General features: G+C 63.0%; 13 protein-coding genes. 8 read left to right on the top strand and 5 right to left on the bottom strand.

Annotated features, from left to right (window positions below; translation table 11 throughout):
* Positions 1–99: 99 nt before the first annotated feature.
* The 3 genes from DYL59_RS27835 to DYL59_RS27825 form a co-directional block, all read right to left on the bottom strand.
* Entirely contained in the window at positions 100–1,113 is a 1,014-nt protein-coding gene (locus tag DYL59_RS27835) for a GNAT family N-acetyltransferase (RefSeq protein WP_135292027.1), read from the bottom strand.
* A gap of 68 nt (positions 1,114–1,181) precedes the next feature.
* Positions 1,182–1,970, bottom strand: a complete 789-nt coding sequence (locus DYL59_RS27830) for a substrate-binding periplasmic protein (protein ID WP_135292026.1) — start codon at positions 1,968–1,970, stop codon at positions 1,182–1,184.
* A 93-nt stretch (positions 1,971–2,063) separates the two neighbouring features.
* The gene (locus DYL59_RS27825; RefSeq protein ID WP_135292025.1) at positions 2,064–2,687 is read right to left on the bottom strand and encodes a TetR/AcrR family transcriptional regulator; all 624 of its coding nucleotides are present in this window, start codon (positions 2,685–2,687) and stop codon (positions 2,064–2,066) included.
* A gap of 159 nt (positions 2,688–2,846) precedes the next feature.
* Between DYL59_RS27825 and DYL59_RS27820 the strand changes: the two genes are divergently transcribed.
* From DYL59_RS27820 to ppnP, 8 genes are all read left to right on the top strand, one after another.
* Positions 2,847–4,625, top strand: coding sequence for an acyclic terpene utilization AtuA family protein (locus tag DYL59_RS27820; RefSeq protein WP_135292024.1), 1,779 nt, complete (start codon positions 2,847–2,849; stop codon positions 4,623–4,625).
* A 13-nt stretch (positions 4,626–4,638) separates the two neighbouring features.
* Positions 4,639–5,511, top strand: a complete 873-nt coding sequence (locus tag DYL59_RS27815) for an SDR family oxidoreductase (protein ID WP_135292023.1) — start codon at positions 4,639–4,641, stop codon at positions 5,509–5,511.
* A 3-nt stretch (positions 5,512–5,514) separates the two neighbouring features.
* Positions 5,515–7,131 (top strand): acyl-CoA carboxylase subunit beta, encoded by a 1,617-nt coding sequence (locus tag DYL59_RS27810; protein WP_135292022.1) that lies wholly within the window; start codon positions 5,515–5,517, stop codon positions 7,129–7,131.
* 14 nt (positions 7,132–7,145) lie between these two features.
* Positions 7,146–8,303, top strand: a complete 1,158-nt coding sequence (atuD, locus tag DYL59_RS27805; protein WP_135292021.1) for a citronellyl-CoA dehydrogenase — start codon at positions 7,146–7,148, stop codon at positions 8,301–8,303.
* The gene (locus DYL59_RS27800; RefSeq protein ID WP_135292020.1) at positions 8,300–9,061 is read left to right on the top strand and encodes an enoyl-CoA hydratase/isomerase family protein; all 762 of its coding nucleotides are present in this window, start codon (positions 8,300–8,302) and stop codon (positions 9,059–9,061) included. The genes atuD and DYL59_RS27800 overlap by 4 nt, the downstream gene beginning before the upstream one ends.
* 134 nt (positions 9,062–9,195) lie before the next feature.
* Positions 9,196–11,079 carry an acetyl/propionyl/methylcrotonyl-CoA carboxylase subunit alpha gene (locus DYL59_RS27795; protein WP_135292019.1) on the top strand — a complete coding sequence of 628 codons (1,884 nt, stop codon included), beginning with the start codon at positions 9,196–9,198 and terminating at the stop codon, positions 11,077–11,079.
* Positions 11,080–11,153: 74 nt separating this feature from the next.
* Positions 11,154–11,696, top strand: coding sequence for a 3'-5' exonuclease (locus DYL59_RS27790; RefSeq protein ID WP_135292018.1), 543 nt, complete (start codon positions 11,154–11,156; stop codon positions 11,694–11,696).
* 63 nt (positions 11,697–11,759) lie between these two features.
* Entirely contained in the window at positions 11,760–12,044 is a 285-nt protein-coding gene (ppnP, locus tag DYL59_RS27785) for a pyrimidine/purine nucleoside phosphorylase (protein ID WP_135292017.1), read from the top strand.
* 49 nt (positions 12,045–12,093) lie between these two features.
* Here the strand turns inward: ppnP and DYL59_RS27780 are convergent, their stop codons facing one another.
* Together DYL59_RS27780 and DYL59_RS27775 are read right to left on the bottom strand one after the other, a co-directional pair.
* Positions 12,094–12,900, bottom strand: coding sequence for an MOSC domain-containing protein (locus DYL59_RS27780; RefSeq protein ID WP_135292016.1), 807 nt, complete (start codon positions 12,898–12,900; stop codon positions 12,094–12,096).
* Between the two features lie 39 nt (positions 12,901–12,939).
* Positions 12,940–13,875: a chemotaxis protein CheV gene (locus tag DYL59_RS27775; RefSeq protein ID WP_135292015.1), complete on the bottom strand. Its 936-nt coding sequence runs from the start codon at positions 13,873–13,875 to the stop codon at positions 12,940–12,942.
* Positions 13,876–14,010 lie beyond the last annotated feature (135 nt).

Raw genomic sequence — 14,010 nt, 5'->3', positions numbered from 1 at the left:
CGAAGGCGGTGTGCCAGTCGCCGAAAATATTGACTGATTCACCGCCTTCGCGAGCAAGCCCGCTCCCACACAAGCCCGCTCCCACCGTTGAAGTCCGCGTTAGACCAACCCACACCGATCAAAAAACCGCTCGCGCCCTAAGATCATCAACGCCGCTCGCTTGTGAGGGAAATCGAATTCCTTCTCGCAGTGAAAGCACTGGTTCTGCATGTGGCCGATCATCTTCGCGTTGTCGGCACGCGGCTCGGCCACTACGCGCTGGGTGCGCGGGTCATCCAAGAACAGGTAGTGCACCAGCGCCGATAACCAGCTCGCCACCTTGTGCGGGCCACGGTGATGTTCTTCCCCTACCAGCATGTGAATGCCACGGTCGTAGTCAGCCGCGTCGTAGAACGGTGCGATGCGGTCTTCCTTGGCCCAGTAGGCTTCGAAATACGCAAAGGGCTCGTCGTCGAAGCAACCGATGAGTGTGAGGGTGTGGGGATCGGCTTCCAGCTTGTCCAGGTATTCGCGGTGCTGTTCGAGGCTGCCGCTCTCCTGCCAGAAACTGGCCACGCGGGCGCTGTTCTGCCAGCGGTTGAAGCGCGCCAGGTCCACATCGATCTCGACCGTACGCAAGGAAATCCACGCCCCCAGGCGCGCATCAAAACGCCGGTAAACCTCGCCACGGGGCTTGGGTGCGCGGGCCGGGTGGCGCTTGCCATTGCTGATGAGCATCTGCTGCGGGTAGCTGCCATTCACCGATTGCCCAAGCCAGGGCTGGGGCAGTTGCCAGAACAACGTGCGCTCGCAGTGAAATTGCCCGGCCACTTCGGTAGCCACCAACAGACCACTGCGCAAGGCCTCGTCGGCGGCATGTTCAAGGTGCCAGACCAGGCGTTGGCGCGCGGGCTCCTTGACGAACAACCAGTAACTGGCCGCCCACAACGCCCGTACCGGGGCGACGTGGTTGGCATCCTGCAAATGCACATGCAACTCGTCGCCACGTTCAAGGCGCAAACGCACCAATGGCTGGCCTTCCAGGGTCAAGCTCAGGTGGCGGTCGGTTTCATCAGCATTCAAGGCAGGCCCGGCCGGTAATGGCAGGACCGAGAGGTCATTGAGATTGGACATGGGAGGGGCTCACGATAATCGTCGACAGATGAAGAAGTGACGTGAATCGCGAGCAGAAATTTAGCCCGTCAGGGCGTGGGCATCACATCGATGCGATAGGGTTCGAAGATCTTCAGCAGCGCGCCGCTGTCCCGCAGGCCCTTGAGCAACCCGGCAAACGCCTCACCGGTGATCGGTGCCTTTGGCCGTATCAGCGCGTAGTGGTGATAGACCTGGTCAATACGCTCCGAAACCAGGAACTGGCTGGACATCTCGGCATTGCGCACCATGAAATCACTGAGGTAAGAGCGCGTCACCAGCGCAATATCCGCACGCCCGCGAGCGACCATCAGCAAGTTGCTGTCATGGGAGTAGGTCAAGGTGGCATTGAAATGCTCAGCCATGTTCTTGGGGTCGGGGTTGAAGTTGGCAAAGGCGTAGTGGTAACCGCTGAACACCGCCAGGCGCTTTCCCGTGAGCGAGGCGAAGTAGTCCTGGCCCCGAGCGGACTCACGCTGGGCGACGAAAATCTCGGCGTCTTCCAGGCCCATGTCCACGCTGGTGTGGGGGATCTTCTGCCAGCCCCAGGCGGGGTTCTCGAAGATCGCCATATCCACCCGGCCCTGCTCGAAATCCCTAAAGCGCCGGGGGATCGACGTAGGCACCAGCACAAATTGGTAGTCGGTTTGCGAGGCGTTCAGGGCTTCGACCAGCTGCGGCAGCAGGCCAGTGTCGGCACCCTGCTCGGGGCGCACGGTGTAGGGTGGAAAATGCGCCGCGCCGATGCGTACCAATTGCGCCGCCGTTGCCGGCAGCCACCACGCGGTGCCCAATGCCCATATAGTCAGTCCTGCAGCCAGCCGCCAAGGCGAAAACATTAAGGCATACACCGTTCAATACTCTGATGGCGATAAGCTAGGCGTTTTCGTCCGGCGAGACAACTTTCCACCGCCAAATTAATAGCTTGCGCCTCAATCGGCTTTCAGAACCATCAACAAGGCCTGCTCGGCCAATTGCTCAAGGGTCAGGCTGCCCTCGGCACGAAACCAGGTGGTGGTCCACGACAAGGCCCCGGTCAGGAAGCGCCGCGTGATAAACACGTCGCCCCGGATATAACCGGCCGCCTTGGCCTCCCCCAGCACCTGCAGCCAGATCTGCTCGTACACGTCGCGCAGTGCCAGCACCTGAGCCTGGCCCTCGGCCGACAGCGAGCGCCACTCGTACACCAGCACCGCCATGGCTTCGCCGCTGCCGCCCATGATCGACTGCAATTCGCAGCGGATCAGTGCCAGCACGCGTTCGCGCACATTGGTCGCTTCTTCGAGGCAAGCGCGCATCATCGCGGTGTTGTAGTGGATGGTTTCTTCCATCACTGCCCGCAGGATCTCGTCCTTGCTCTTGAAGTGATGAAAGATGCTGCCCGACTGGATCCCGACCGCGCTGGCCAGGTCGCGCACGGTGGTGCGTTCAAAACCCTTGTTGCGAAACAGGTGGGCCGCGGTTTGCAGCAGCTTGCCCCGGGCGCTTTCGGGGTCGGTCAGTTGGCCACCATCGACCATGGTGCGCATCACCCGCAGGGCTTTTTGCTCATCCATGCTGCTCTCCTCACCTTCACTTCTACAGACGTCTTGGCCGGCAATTTAGGCCGTGACCGCCAGCCAAGCAAGCGCTTGGCTGAAAACCTATGTCAATAGTTTACAAACCAAGCGCTTGCTTGGTAGTCTCGCCAACAGCCACCTGGAGAAGGATTTCTCATGAGCAAGACGGTTCGTATCGGCTGTGCCAGCGCTTTCTGGGGCGACACCTGCACCGCCGCCGCCCAGTTGGTGCACGGCGGCGCCCTGGATTACCTGGTGTTCGACTACCTGGCGGAGGTCACGATGTCGATCCTCGCCGGCGCACGGATGAAAGACCCCCAGGCCGGCTACGCCACGGATTTTGTCGAGGTGCTCACGCCGCTGCTGGCGGATATCCAGCGCCAGGGCATCCGCGTAATCAGCAACGCCGGCGGCATTAACCCCCAAGCCTGTGCGGCCGCCCTGCAAGCGGCCTGTGACAAGGCCACCATCCCCCTGAAAATCGCCGTACTGCTGGGGGACGACCTGCAACCCCAGCTCAAAAAACTCCACGCCATCCCCGACATGTTCAACGGCACACCACTGCCGCCGATGTGCGTATCCGCCAATGCCTACCTTGGCGCACCGGGCATTGTCCAGGCGCTCGCACTGGGCGCCGATATCGTCATCACCGGCCGCGTGGTGGACAGCGCGGTGGTCAGCGCCGCACTGGTGCACGAATTCAATTGGTCGTGGCACGACTACGACCGCCTCGCCCAGGCCGCCCTGGCCGGGCACATCATCGAATGCGGCGCACAGTGCACCGGCGGCAATTTCACCGACTGGCGCGATGTGCCGGACTACGAGCACATCGGTTTTCCCATTGTCGAAGTCAGCGCCGACGGCCACTTCAGCGTGAACAAGGTCGAGGGCACCGGCGGGCTGATCAGCGAACTCAGCGTAGCCGAGCAGTTGCTGTATGAAATCGGCAACCCAAGGGCTTACTTGCTGCCGGACGTGATCTGCGATTTCAGCCAGGTCACCTTGCAGCAACAAGGCCAACACAGCGTACGCCTGCACGGCGCCAAGGGCCTGCCGCCCACCAACCAGTACAAGGTCAGCGCCACCTATCCGGATGGCTTTCGCTGCACCGCCAGTTGCCTGATCGCCGGTATCGACGCCGTGGCCAAGGCCGAACGGGTGAGCCAGGCGATCATTAACAAAACCTCTGAGTTGTTCAGCCAGCGTGGTTGGGCGCCCTACACCGAGGTGAATATCGAACTGCTGGGCAGCGAGGCCACTTACGGCCCACACGCCCGGCGCCACGATTGTCGCGAAGTGGTGGTGAAACTCGCGGTGCGCCACCCCAGCAAGCAAGCGCTGGTGTTGTTCGCCCGCGAGATCGCCCAGGCCGCCACCGGCATGGCGCCGGGGCTCACAGGCATCGTCGGTGGGCGGCCCACGGTGTATCCGCTGATCCGGTTGTTTTCCTTTTTGATCGATAAGTCTTTTTGCACGCCGCAGGTCGAGTTCCAAGGCCAGCGCCATCACTGCGAACTGCCTGTCACACCTGCGCTCATCACACTCGGCACAGCGCTGCAGCCGCCTAAACCCCAAGGCCTTGCCGAGGCCAGCGTGCCCCTGGTCAAACTCGCCGTGGCCCGCTCCGGCGACAAGGGCAACCACAGCAATATCGGCGTGATCGCCCGCGCCCCCGAGTACCTGCCGTGGATCGCCGAAGCGCTGACGCCCGAGGTGATCGTCGAGTGGATGGGCCATGTGCTCGACCCGCTGCACGGTCGCGTCGAACGCTGGTACCTGCCCGGCAGCCATAGCCTCAACTTCCTGCTGGAAAACGCCCTGGGCGGCGGCGGTATTGCCAGCCTGCGTATCGACCCCCAAGGCAAGGCCTTCGCCCAGCAACTGCTGGAAATCCCCATTGCCGTGCCGCAACACATCGCCGACCACTTCAACTGAAAGGAGCGCTGCCGTGGCCTACGCCTCGATCTTCAAAGCCGACCTGTTCCAGGGGCACACCGTGATGGTCACCGGGGGCGGCAGCGGTATTGGCCGCTGCACCGCCCATGAACTGGCGGCCCTGGGTGCGCAGGTGATCCTGGTGGGACGCAAGCCGGACAAACTGCAAAAGGTCGCGGCAGAGATTGCCGAAGACGGCGGCCACGCCCATTGGCAGGCCTGTGATATTCGCGATGAAGAGGCGGTAAAGGCGCTGGTCACCCAGGCCCTCGACGATCACGGCCCCATCCATGGCCTGGTCAACAACGCGGGCGGCCAATACCCGTCACCGCTGGCGTCGATCAACCAAAAAGGCTTTGAAACCGTGCTGCGCACCAACCTGGTGGGCGGCTTCCTGATGGCCCGGGAAGTGTTCAACCAATCCATGAGCAAGCACGGCGGCGCCATCGTCAACATGCTCGCCGACATGTGGGGCGGCATGCCTGGCATGGGCCACTCGGGGGCAGCGCGTTCGGGCATGGACAACTTCACCAAGACCGCCGCCTTCGAATGGGGCTACGCCGGGGTGCGGGTCAACGCCGTGGCGCCGGGCTGGATCGCCTCCAGCGGCATGGACACCTACGAAGGCGCCTTCAAGGCAGTGATTCCCACGCTGCGCGAGCATGTGCCGCTCAAGCGCATCGGCACCGAGTCGGAAGTCAGCGCCGCCATTGTGTTCCTGCTCAGCCCCGCCGCCGCCTTTATCAGCGGCAGCACCTTGCGCATCGACGGCGCCGCCAGCCTGGGCAGCCGCGCCTGGCCGTTGCACAAAGCGCAGCCGCCCAGCGAGCCGTTCAATGGCTTTCACCGCGCGTACCTGCCGGATGTGCTCAAGGGAGACCAATAAACCATGCCCGTGATTGAATCCCTGCTCGACCCCCACAGCGCCCAGTTCGCCCACAACCGCGCAGCCATGCTGCTGGGCATCCAACAGGTGCGCCAGTTGGAGCACACCCTGCTCGGCAAAGCGCAAGACGCCAAGGCCAAGTTCGACAAGCGCGGCCAACTGCTGCCCCGCGAGCGCCTCAACCTGCTGCTGGACCCTGGCGCGCCGTTCCTGGAACTGGCCAGCCTGGCCGGCTACAAGCTGCACGACGACAAGGACGGCAGCGCCGCCGGGGGCGGCTTGATCGCCGGCATCGGCTATGTCAGCGGCGTGCGCATGTTGGTGGTGGCCAACAACAGTGCGATCAAGGGCGGCACCATTTCCCCTACCGGCCTGAAAAAATCCCTGCGCCTGCAACAGATCGCCCTGGAAAACAAACTGCCGGTGGTGACCCTGGCCGAAAGCGGCGGTGCCAACCTCAACTACGCCGCCGAGATTTTCGTCGAGGGCGCGCGCAGCTTCGCCAACCAGGCGCGTATGTCGGCCATGGGCCTGCCGCAGATCACCGTGGTGCACGGTTCGGCCACGGCGGGCGGGGCATACCAGCCGGGCTTGTCGGACTACGTGGTGGTGGTGCGCGGCAAGGCCAAGCTGTTTCTGGCCGGGCCGCCGCTGCTCAAGGCCGCGACCGGCGAAGTGGCCACCGACGAGGAACTGGGTGGCGCCGAGATGCATGCGCAAGTGGCCGGCACCGCAGAATACCTGGCCGAAAATGACGCCGATGGCATTCGCATCGTGCGCGAGATTGTCAGCGCTTTGGCGTGGAATGATCACCTGCCGGCTTCGCCCAAAAGAACCTACACCGAACCGCTGTACCCCAGCGACGACCTGCTGGGCCTGATCCCAGACGATCCGAAAAAACCCTATGACGTGCGTGAAATCCTCGCGCGCCTGGCAGACGCCTCCCACTTCCTCGAATTCAAGGTCGAGTTCGACCCCCACACCGTCTGCGGCCACCTGCATATCCAGGGCCGTGCCGTCGGTGTGATCGGCAACAACGGCCCCATCACGCCCAAGGGTGCGAGCAAGGCCGCGCAGTTTATCCAACTGTGCGACCAGAGCCGCACCCCGCTGCTGTTCCTGCATAACACCACTGGCTTCATGGTGGGTACCGAGTCGGAGCAGCAAGGGGTGATCAAGCACGGCGCGAAGATGATCCAGGCGGTGGCCAATGCACGGGTGCCTAAACTGACCATTGTGGTGGGCGGCTCCTACGGCGCTGGCAACTATGCAATGTGCGGCCGCGGCCTGGACCCGCGCTTTATCTTCGCCTGGCCCAACAGCCGTACAGCGGTGATGGGCGGGGCGCAGGCGGGCAAGGTGCTGCGCATCGTCACCGAGGCCAAGCAACTCAAAGACGGTTTGGTACCCGACCCCAAGGTGCTGGACATGCTGGAGCAGGTCACCGCGCAGAAGCTCGACAGCCAATCCACCGCGCTGTATGGCAGTGCCAACCTGTGGGATGACGGGCTGATTGACCCACGGGATACCCGCACCTTGCTCGGTTTTTTGCTGGATATCTGCCATGAGGCGCAGGTGCGTGAACTGCAGCTAAATACCTTCGGCGTAGCGCGTTTCTAAGGAGAACAATAAGAATGATCTTTACTCAGGAACATCAGGAGCTGCGCCGCACCGTGCGCGCCTTTGTCGACCGCGAGATCAACCCCCATGTGGATGAATGGGAAAAAGCCGGGCGCTTTCCTATCCACGCCATTTTCCGCAAGGCGGGCGACCTCGGCCTGCTGGGCATCTCCAAGCCGGAGAAGTTCGGCGGCATGGGCCTGGACTACAGCTACTCCATCGTCGCCGCCGAAGAGTTCGGCACCATCCACTGTGGCGGCATCCCCATGTCCATCGGCGTGCAGACCGACATGTGCACCCCCGCCCTCGCCCGCTTCGGCAGCGATGAACTGCGCGAGCAATTCCTGCGCCCAGCCATCAGCGGCGAGCAGGTCGGCTGCATTGGTGTTTCGGAAACCGGCGCAGGTTCGGATGTGGCCGGGCTCAAGACCCATGCGCGCAAGGACGGCGACGACTACGTGATCAACGGCAGCAAGATGTGGATCACCAACTCCCCGAGCGCTGACTTTATCTGCCTGCTGGCCAACACCTCCGACGACAAGCCCCACATCAACAAATCGCTGATCATGGTGCCGATGAACACACCCGGCATCAGCGTCAGCCCGCCCCTGGAAAAGCTCGGCATGCACAGCTCCGAGACCGCCCAAGTGTTCTTCGACAACGTGCGCATCCCCCAACGCAACCGCATCGGCCACGAAGGCGCGGGGTTCATGATGCAGATGCTGCAGTTCCAGGAAGAACGCCTGTTTGGCGCAGCCAATATGATCAAGGGCCTGGAGCACTGCGTGGACAGCACTATCGCATACTGCAAGGAGCGCCAGACCTTCGGCAAGGCGCTGATCGACAACCAGGTGATCCACTTTCGCCTGGCTGAACTGGCCACCGAAATCGAATGCCTGCGCGCGCTGGTCTACCAGGCCACCGAGCAATACATCAAGGGCCAGGACGTGACACGCCTGGCGTCCATGGCCAAGCTCAAGGCCGGGCGGCTGGGCCGCGAGGTCAGCGACAGCTGCCTGCAATATTGGGGCGGCATGGGCTTTATGTGGGACAACCCGGTGGCGCGGGCCTATCGCGATGTGCGCCTGGTATCGATCGGCGGCGGTGCCGACGAAATCATGCTGGGCATCATCTGCAAACTGATGGGCACCCTGCCGGGGAAAAAGCCATGAACACCTTGCTGCTCGAACCCCACAACGGCGTGCTGCACATCACCCTCAACCGCCCGCAAAGCCGCAATGCGATGAGCCTGGAAATGGTCAACGAATTGCGCGCCGTGCTGGCGCAGTTGGACGAGCAGACCCGGGCCGTGGTGATCAGCGGCGCTGGCGGGCATTTTTGTGCCGGCGCCGATGTAAAAGACCTGGTCACAGCAGGCAACCAGTTGCAGGCGCTGAACCGAGCCTTTGGCACCTTGCTGCAAGAGGTTCAAGCGGTGCCGCAGGTGGTGATCGCGGTACTGCAAGGCGCCGTGCTGGGCGGTGGGTTTGGCTTGGCGTGCGTGAGTGATATCGCGATTGCCGACCACCAGGCCCAGTTCGGCTTGCCAGAGACCAGCCTGGGCCTGTTGCCAGCGCAGATTGCGCCGTTTGTGGTCAAGCGCATCGGGCTGACCCAGGCACGCCGGCTCGCCCTGACGGCAGCACGTTTTGATGGCGTCGAGGCTGAGCGGTTGGGCGTGGTGCACTTTACCGAGCGCGACCCACAGGCATTGGCCGAGCGATTGGATGAGGTGCTGGGGCAAGTGTTGCGCTGCGCGCCGGGGGCGAATGGGCGGACTAAAGCCTTGTTGCTGGCGAGTGTGGATGAGCCGCTGGAGGTTGTGCTGGATCGCGGGGCGCAGTGGTTTGCCGAGGCCGTGAGGGGGGAGGAAGGGATTGAGGGGACGCAGGCGTTTGTACAGAAGCGAAAGCCAAGGTGGTGCAAATGACGTCTTCGCGAGCAAGCCCGCTCCCACATTGGATTGGGTTCACACATTTGTATTTGTGAATACAGTCAAATGTGGGAGGGGGCTTGCTCCCGATGAGGCCCTAACAGCCCCCCCATTACCCCAGGGATAACCCCATGCCCACATTCAGCAAAATCCTCATCGCCAACCGCGGCGAAATCGCCTGCCGCATCCAGCGCACTGCCCAGGCCCTGGGCTATCGCACCGTGGCCGTCTACAGCGACGCCGACGCCAACGCCCAGCATGTGCAGATGGCCGACGAGGCGGTGCCCATCGGCCCGGCCCCGGTACAGCAGTCGTACCTGAATATTCCCGCCATCCTCGAAGCCGCCAGACTCACCGGCGCCGACGCCATCCACCCCGGCTATGGCTTTCTCTCCGAAAACCCCGAATTCGCCCGCGCCTGCCTGGCAGCCGGCCTGACCTTTATCGGCCCAAGCGTGGAGGCCATCGAATTGATGGGCAGTAAACGCCTGTCCAAACTCGCCATGCTCGAAGCCGGTGTGCCCTGCATCGCCGGCTACCAAGGCAGTGCCCAGGATGATGCCACCCTGCAACAGCAAGCCGAGCGCATCGGCTACCCACTGATGATCAAGGCCAGCGCGGGTGGTGGTGGCCGGGGCATGCGCCTGGTGCACAGTGCCGACGCCCTACTGGACAACCTGCACACCGCCCGCTCCGAAGCCCAAAACGCCTTTGGCAGCGACGAACTGATCCTCGAACATGCCCTGATCGAGCCACGCCACGTCGAGATCCAGCTGTTCGGCGACAGCCATGGCCACCTGATCTACCTCGGCGAGCGCGACTGCTCGATCCAGCGCCGCCATCAAAAAGTCATCGAAGAGGCGCCCTGCCCGGTCATGACCGCTGCGCTGCGCCACGCCATGGGCGAGGCCGCCCTCAAGGCCGGGCGTGCGGTGAACTACGTGGGCGCCGGTACCGTCGAGTTCCTGCTCGACCGCAACGGCCAATTCTACTTCCTGGAGATGAACACCCGCCTGCAAGTGGAACACCCGGTCACCGAGCTGATCACCGGCCTCGACCTGGTGGATTGGCAACTGCAGATCGCCGCCGGCCAACCGCTGCCGCTGACCCAAGAGCAGGTCAGCCTCACCGGCCATGCGATGGAGGTGCGCCTGTACGCCGAAGACCCGGCCCAGGGCTTTCTGCCGCAAACCGGCAACGTGCTGCGCTGGGAGCCTGCCGCGGGTGTGCGCACCGACCATGGGGTGGTCGAAGGCCAACGCATCAGCCCGTTCTATGACCCGATGCTGGGCAAGATCATCGCCCACGGCGCCACCCGCGAAGAGGCACGGCGCAAGCTGCTGCGGGCGGTGCAAGACACGCTGCTGCTGGGCGTCGCCACCAACCAGCAGTTGCTGGCTGAGCTGCTCAGCCACCCGCACTTTATCGAGGGCAATTTCAGCACCGGGTTCATCGCCGAACACTTCGCTGAAAAGCCTCGCCCGGCGGCGTCAAACGAACAGCTCAACCTGGCTGCGGCGCTGTTCTACTGGCACAGCGCCGCCGGGCATCCTCACTCACTGGCGGGCTGGCGCAACACCGCAAGTGTGCCTTGCACCTATCGCCTGGAGGTCAACGACGCGGTTCACAGCATCACCGTCGACCCGCTGCCCCTCAGCACCGATGGCCGCCACGCCAGCGTGGTGCTCAACGGCGTGCGTCGGCGCATCGCCTATCACCTCGACGGGAACCAGCTGTGGCTGCCGGGCCTGACCGTGACCAACCGTACCCAGCAGGTTGCCAGCCGCCAGCTGGGCGCCAGTAGCGGCACGGTCAAGGCGCCGATGGATGGCGCCATCGTCGAGGTACGCGTCAATGCTGGTGAGCGCGTGAACAAAGGCCAACTGCTGCTGGTGCTCGAAGCCATGAAAATGGAGCATCCGCTGACCGCTGGCATTGACGGCGTGATCAAGGGTGTACAGGTGATTGCGGGCGATCAGGTGCGAAATCGCCAGGTGCTGCTGGAGATCGAATAACCCGCTAGGCGGAACTACAAGGCCGGGCTACGCTCTATCCCCATCAGGAAAGGACGAGTACGGGAACCTGCACCATGCCTCATTGGCTGATTATTGACCTTGAAGCCACGACGGATGACGGCGGCTGGCCCGTGACGGAGATGGAAGTCATCGAAATCGGTGCGAGCCTGGTGAACCGCCAGGGCCGTGAGCTGGACCACTTCCAGCGTTTTGTGCGGCCACTGCGCCGGCCGTTGCTGACGCCTTTCTGCCGCCAGTTGACCCATATCACCCAGGCCAACATCGACAGCGCCGCCCCCATTACCGACGTGTGGCCGCTGTTCGAGCGCTGGCTGGGCCAGCACCAGGCACGCCTGGAGGGCTGGGCCAGTTGGGGCGACTACGACCGCCGCCAACTGGAGCTGGAGTGGCAGCGCCATGGCCTGGCCAGCGCACTGGCCGACACGCTCCATGTGAACCTCAAGCAGCGCTTCGCCAAGGCCCGGCGCCTGGACAAGCCCCTGGGCCTCAACGGTGCGCTGCAATTGGCGGGCATGCAGTTCAACGGCCAGCAACATCGGGCGCTGGAAGATGCACGCAACACCGCGCGTCTGCTGCCGCTGATTTTGCCGGTCTAGGCAGCTTCCTTGCCCTTGGGCATACTGGCCGACCTTTCCAGACCCTTTTCCGAGGATTCACCCATGTTCAAAGTCAACGAATACTTCGACGGCACCGTCAAGTCGATCGCTTTCGGCACCGCAGAAGGTCCGGCGACCATCGGCGTGATGGCACCGGGTGAATACGAATTCGGCACCGCCCAGCGCGAAATCATGCACGTCGTGTCCGGCGCCCTGACCGTCAAGTTGCCGGACGCCGCCGAATGGGAAACCTTCGCTGCCGGCAGCCAGTTCAACGTACCGGCCAACAGCAAGTTCCAGCTGAAGGTCGCCGTGGACACCGCTTACCTGTGTGAATACCGCGGCTAAGGTTTACCCGGTCCAAAAAAAAGCCCGTCTCGCAGGAGACGGGCTTTTTTCATTCCAGAACCGTGACCGGCATCCCCACGGCCAACTGGCCGATGCCGTCATTGACCAGATTCTGGCCGAACATCACGTCACCGTCCTGTTCGCGATAGGTCTTGAGGGTAGCCAAGGGTTCGCGGTCGGCACTGCGCTCGCCGGTGGCCGGGTCGATGGTGGTGAGGATGCAACGCGAGCAGGACTTGACCACACGAAACTCGACGTCGCCAATGCGCACGCGTTTCCAGCTGTCTTCGGCAAAGGCAGCACTGCCTTCAATCACCAGGTTGGGGCGAAAGCGCAGCATTTCCATGGGCCGCCCGATACGGTGGGACAGGTCATCCAGGGACGCCTGGCCGATCAGCAGCAAGGGGAAGCCATCGGCAAAGCCGACCTTGTCATCATCCTTGCCAAAGCCCGCCTCGGTGCTACGCGCCCGGTCCACCGGCACTTGCACCAGGCGCGTCGGCTTGCCGATAAAGGCGCTGACCCAGGCGGCGGCCGCATCGCCGGCGTCCGGTACACGCAGGGTGTCGCGCCAGATGGTCACGCCGCGCAGTTCGGCGTCGCTGCCGGGCAAAGCCACATCCAGCGGTGCAACGCCGGCAGCGCTGAGGGTCAGACCGCCAGTGCCGTTCCACAACGCCGACAGTTGGCTCATTTTCGCCACCGCGCGTTGGGTGAGGAAGCGCCCGCTGGCCTCATCCACCAGCATCCAGCGTCGGTCACCGTCCAGCCCCAGTTGGTCAAGGCCGATGTTTTGCAAGACTTGCGCCTTGCCGGACTTCAAGGGGTAACGGTACAACGCGCTGAGACGAAGCATGGGCCTGCATTCCTGAGGGTTAAAGATGCCACCCTAAGGTCAAGCGGGCACTTCGTCCAGCAGCAGGCGTTGACGCACCACATCCACCAGTTTGTCGGGCTGGAATTTGGACAGGAAATTGTCGCACCCCACCTTCTTGACCATCGACTCGTTGAAGCTGCCCGACAGCGAGGTATGCAGCACCACATACAGGCCACGCAGGCGCGGGTCGTTGCGGATTTCGGTGGTGAGGCGGTAGCCGTCCATCTCGGGCATTTCGGCGTCGGTGAAGATCATCAACAGCTTGTCGGTCATCACCTGGCCGCTGTCGGCCCAGGCCTTGAGCATGTTCAGCGCCTTGAGGCCATCGCTGGCGATGTGCATCTTCACGCCTAACTGGCCAAGGGTGTCGCGCAACTGCGACAGGGCCACATTGGAGTCATCCACCAGCAGCACTTCGCGGCCACGGGCACGCTCCAGCACCGGGTCTTCGAGTTTTTCGCGGGAGACCTTGGCGTTGTACGGCACGATTTCAGCCAGGACTTTCTCCACGTCGATGATTTCCACCAACTGGTCATCGACCTTGCTGATGGCGGTGAGGTAATGCTGGCGACCGGCGCTGGTGGGCGGCGGCAGGATGGCTTCCCAGTTCATGTTGACGATACGGTCGACGCCGCCCACCAGGAAGGCCTGCACCGAGCGGTTGTACTCGGTGACGATGATGGTGCTGTTCGGCCCCGGTACCAGGGGGCGCATGCCGATGGCCTGGGACAGGTCGATCACCGGCAAGGTCTGGCCACGCAGGTTGACCACGCCACACACGAAAGGGTGGCGCTGGGGCATCAGGGTCAGCTTGGGCAGTTGCAGCACTTCCTGCACCTTGAACACATTGATCGCGAACAACTGCCGCCCAGCCAGGCGAAACATGAGGATCTCCAGGCGATTCTCACCCACCAGCTGCGTGCGTTGATCTACCGTGTCGAGAATGCCGGCCATTAAAAGCTCCTGATGCTAAGGGGTTGTGCAGCTTACGAAAACGCGGCCGTTCTGGTTTAGCGCGGCGTCTGTGAGTGAGGTGTTTATCGGCGGCGAACGCCAGATCTTGACCCCGGTAAAATGCCACGTAAATCC

This window comes from Pseudomonas kairouanensis (assembly GCF_004682055.1).
Lineage (GTDB): Bacteria > Pseudomonadota > Gammaproteobacteria > Pseudomonadales > Pseudomonadaceae > Aquipseudomonas > Aquipseudomonas kairouanensis.
The sequence above is the reverse complement of the archived record's forward strand: the minus strand, read 5'-3'. Positions and strand labels throughout refer to the sequence as shown.

Bases quoted from the DNA above. Each gene is read 5' to 3' on its own strand.
- DYL59_RS27775 (WP_135292015.1), bottom strand. From the start codon at position 13,875: ATGGCCGGCATTCTCGACACGGTAGATCAACGCACGCAGCTGGTGGGT.
- ppnP (WP_135292017.1), top strand. From the start codon at position 11,760: ATGTTCAAAGTCAACGAATACTTCGACGGCACCGTCAAGTCGATCGCT.
- DYL59_RS27795 (WP_135292019.1), top strand. From the start codon at position 9,196: ATGCCCACATTCAGCAAAATCCTCATCGCCAACCGCGGCGAAATCGCC.
- DYL59_RS27820 (WP_135292024.1), top strand. From the start codon at position 2,847: ATGAGCAAGACGGTTCGTATCGGCTGTGCCAGCGCTTTCTGGGGCGAC.
- DYL59_RS27780 (WP_135292016.1), bottom strand. From the start codon at position 12,900: ATGCTTCGTCTCAGCGCGTTGTACCGTTACCCCTTGAAGTCCGGCAAG.
- DYL59_RS27790 (WP_135292018.1), top strand. From the start codon at position 11,154: ATGCCTCATTGGCTGATTATTGACCTTGAAGCCACGACGGATGACGGC.
- DYL59_RS27825 (WP_135292025.1), bottom strand. From the start codon at position 2,687: ATGGATGAGCAAAAAGCCCTGCGGGTGATGCGCACCATGGTCGATGGT.
- DYL59_RS27830 (WP_135292026.1), bottom strand. From the start codon at position 1,970: ATGTTTTCGCCTTGGCGGCTGGCTGCAGGACTGACTATATGGGCATTG.
- atuD (WP_135292021.1), top strand. From the start codon at position 7,146: ATGATCTTTACTCAGGAACATCAGGAGCTGCGCCGCACCGTGCGCGCC.
- DYL59_RS27810 (WP_135292022.1), top strand. From the start codon at position 5,515: ATGCCCGTGATTGAATCCCTGCTCGACCCCCACAGCGCCCAGTTCGCC.
- DYL59_RS27835 (WP_135292027.1), bottom strand. From the start codon at position 1,113: ATGTCCAATCTCAATGACCTCTCGGTCCTGCCATTACCGGCCGGGCCT.
- DYL59_RS27800 (WP_135292020.1), top strand. From the start codon at position 8,300: ATGAACACCTTGCTGCTCGAACCCCACAACGGCGTGCTGCACATCACC.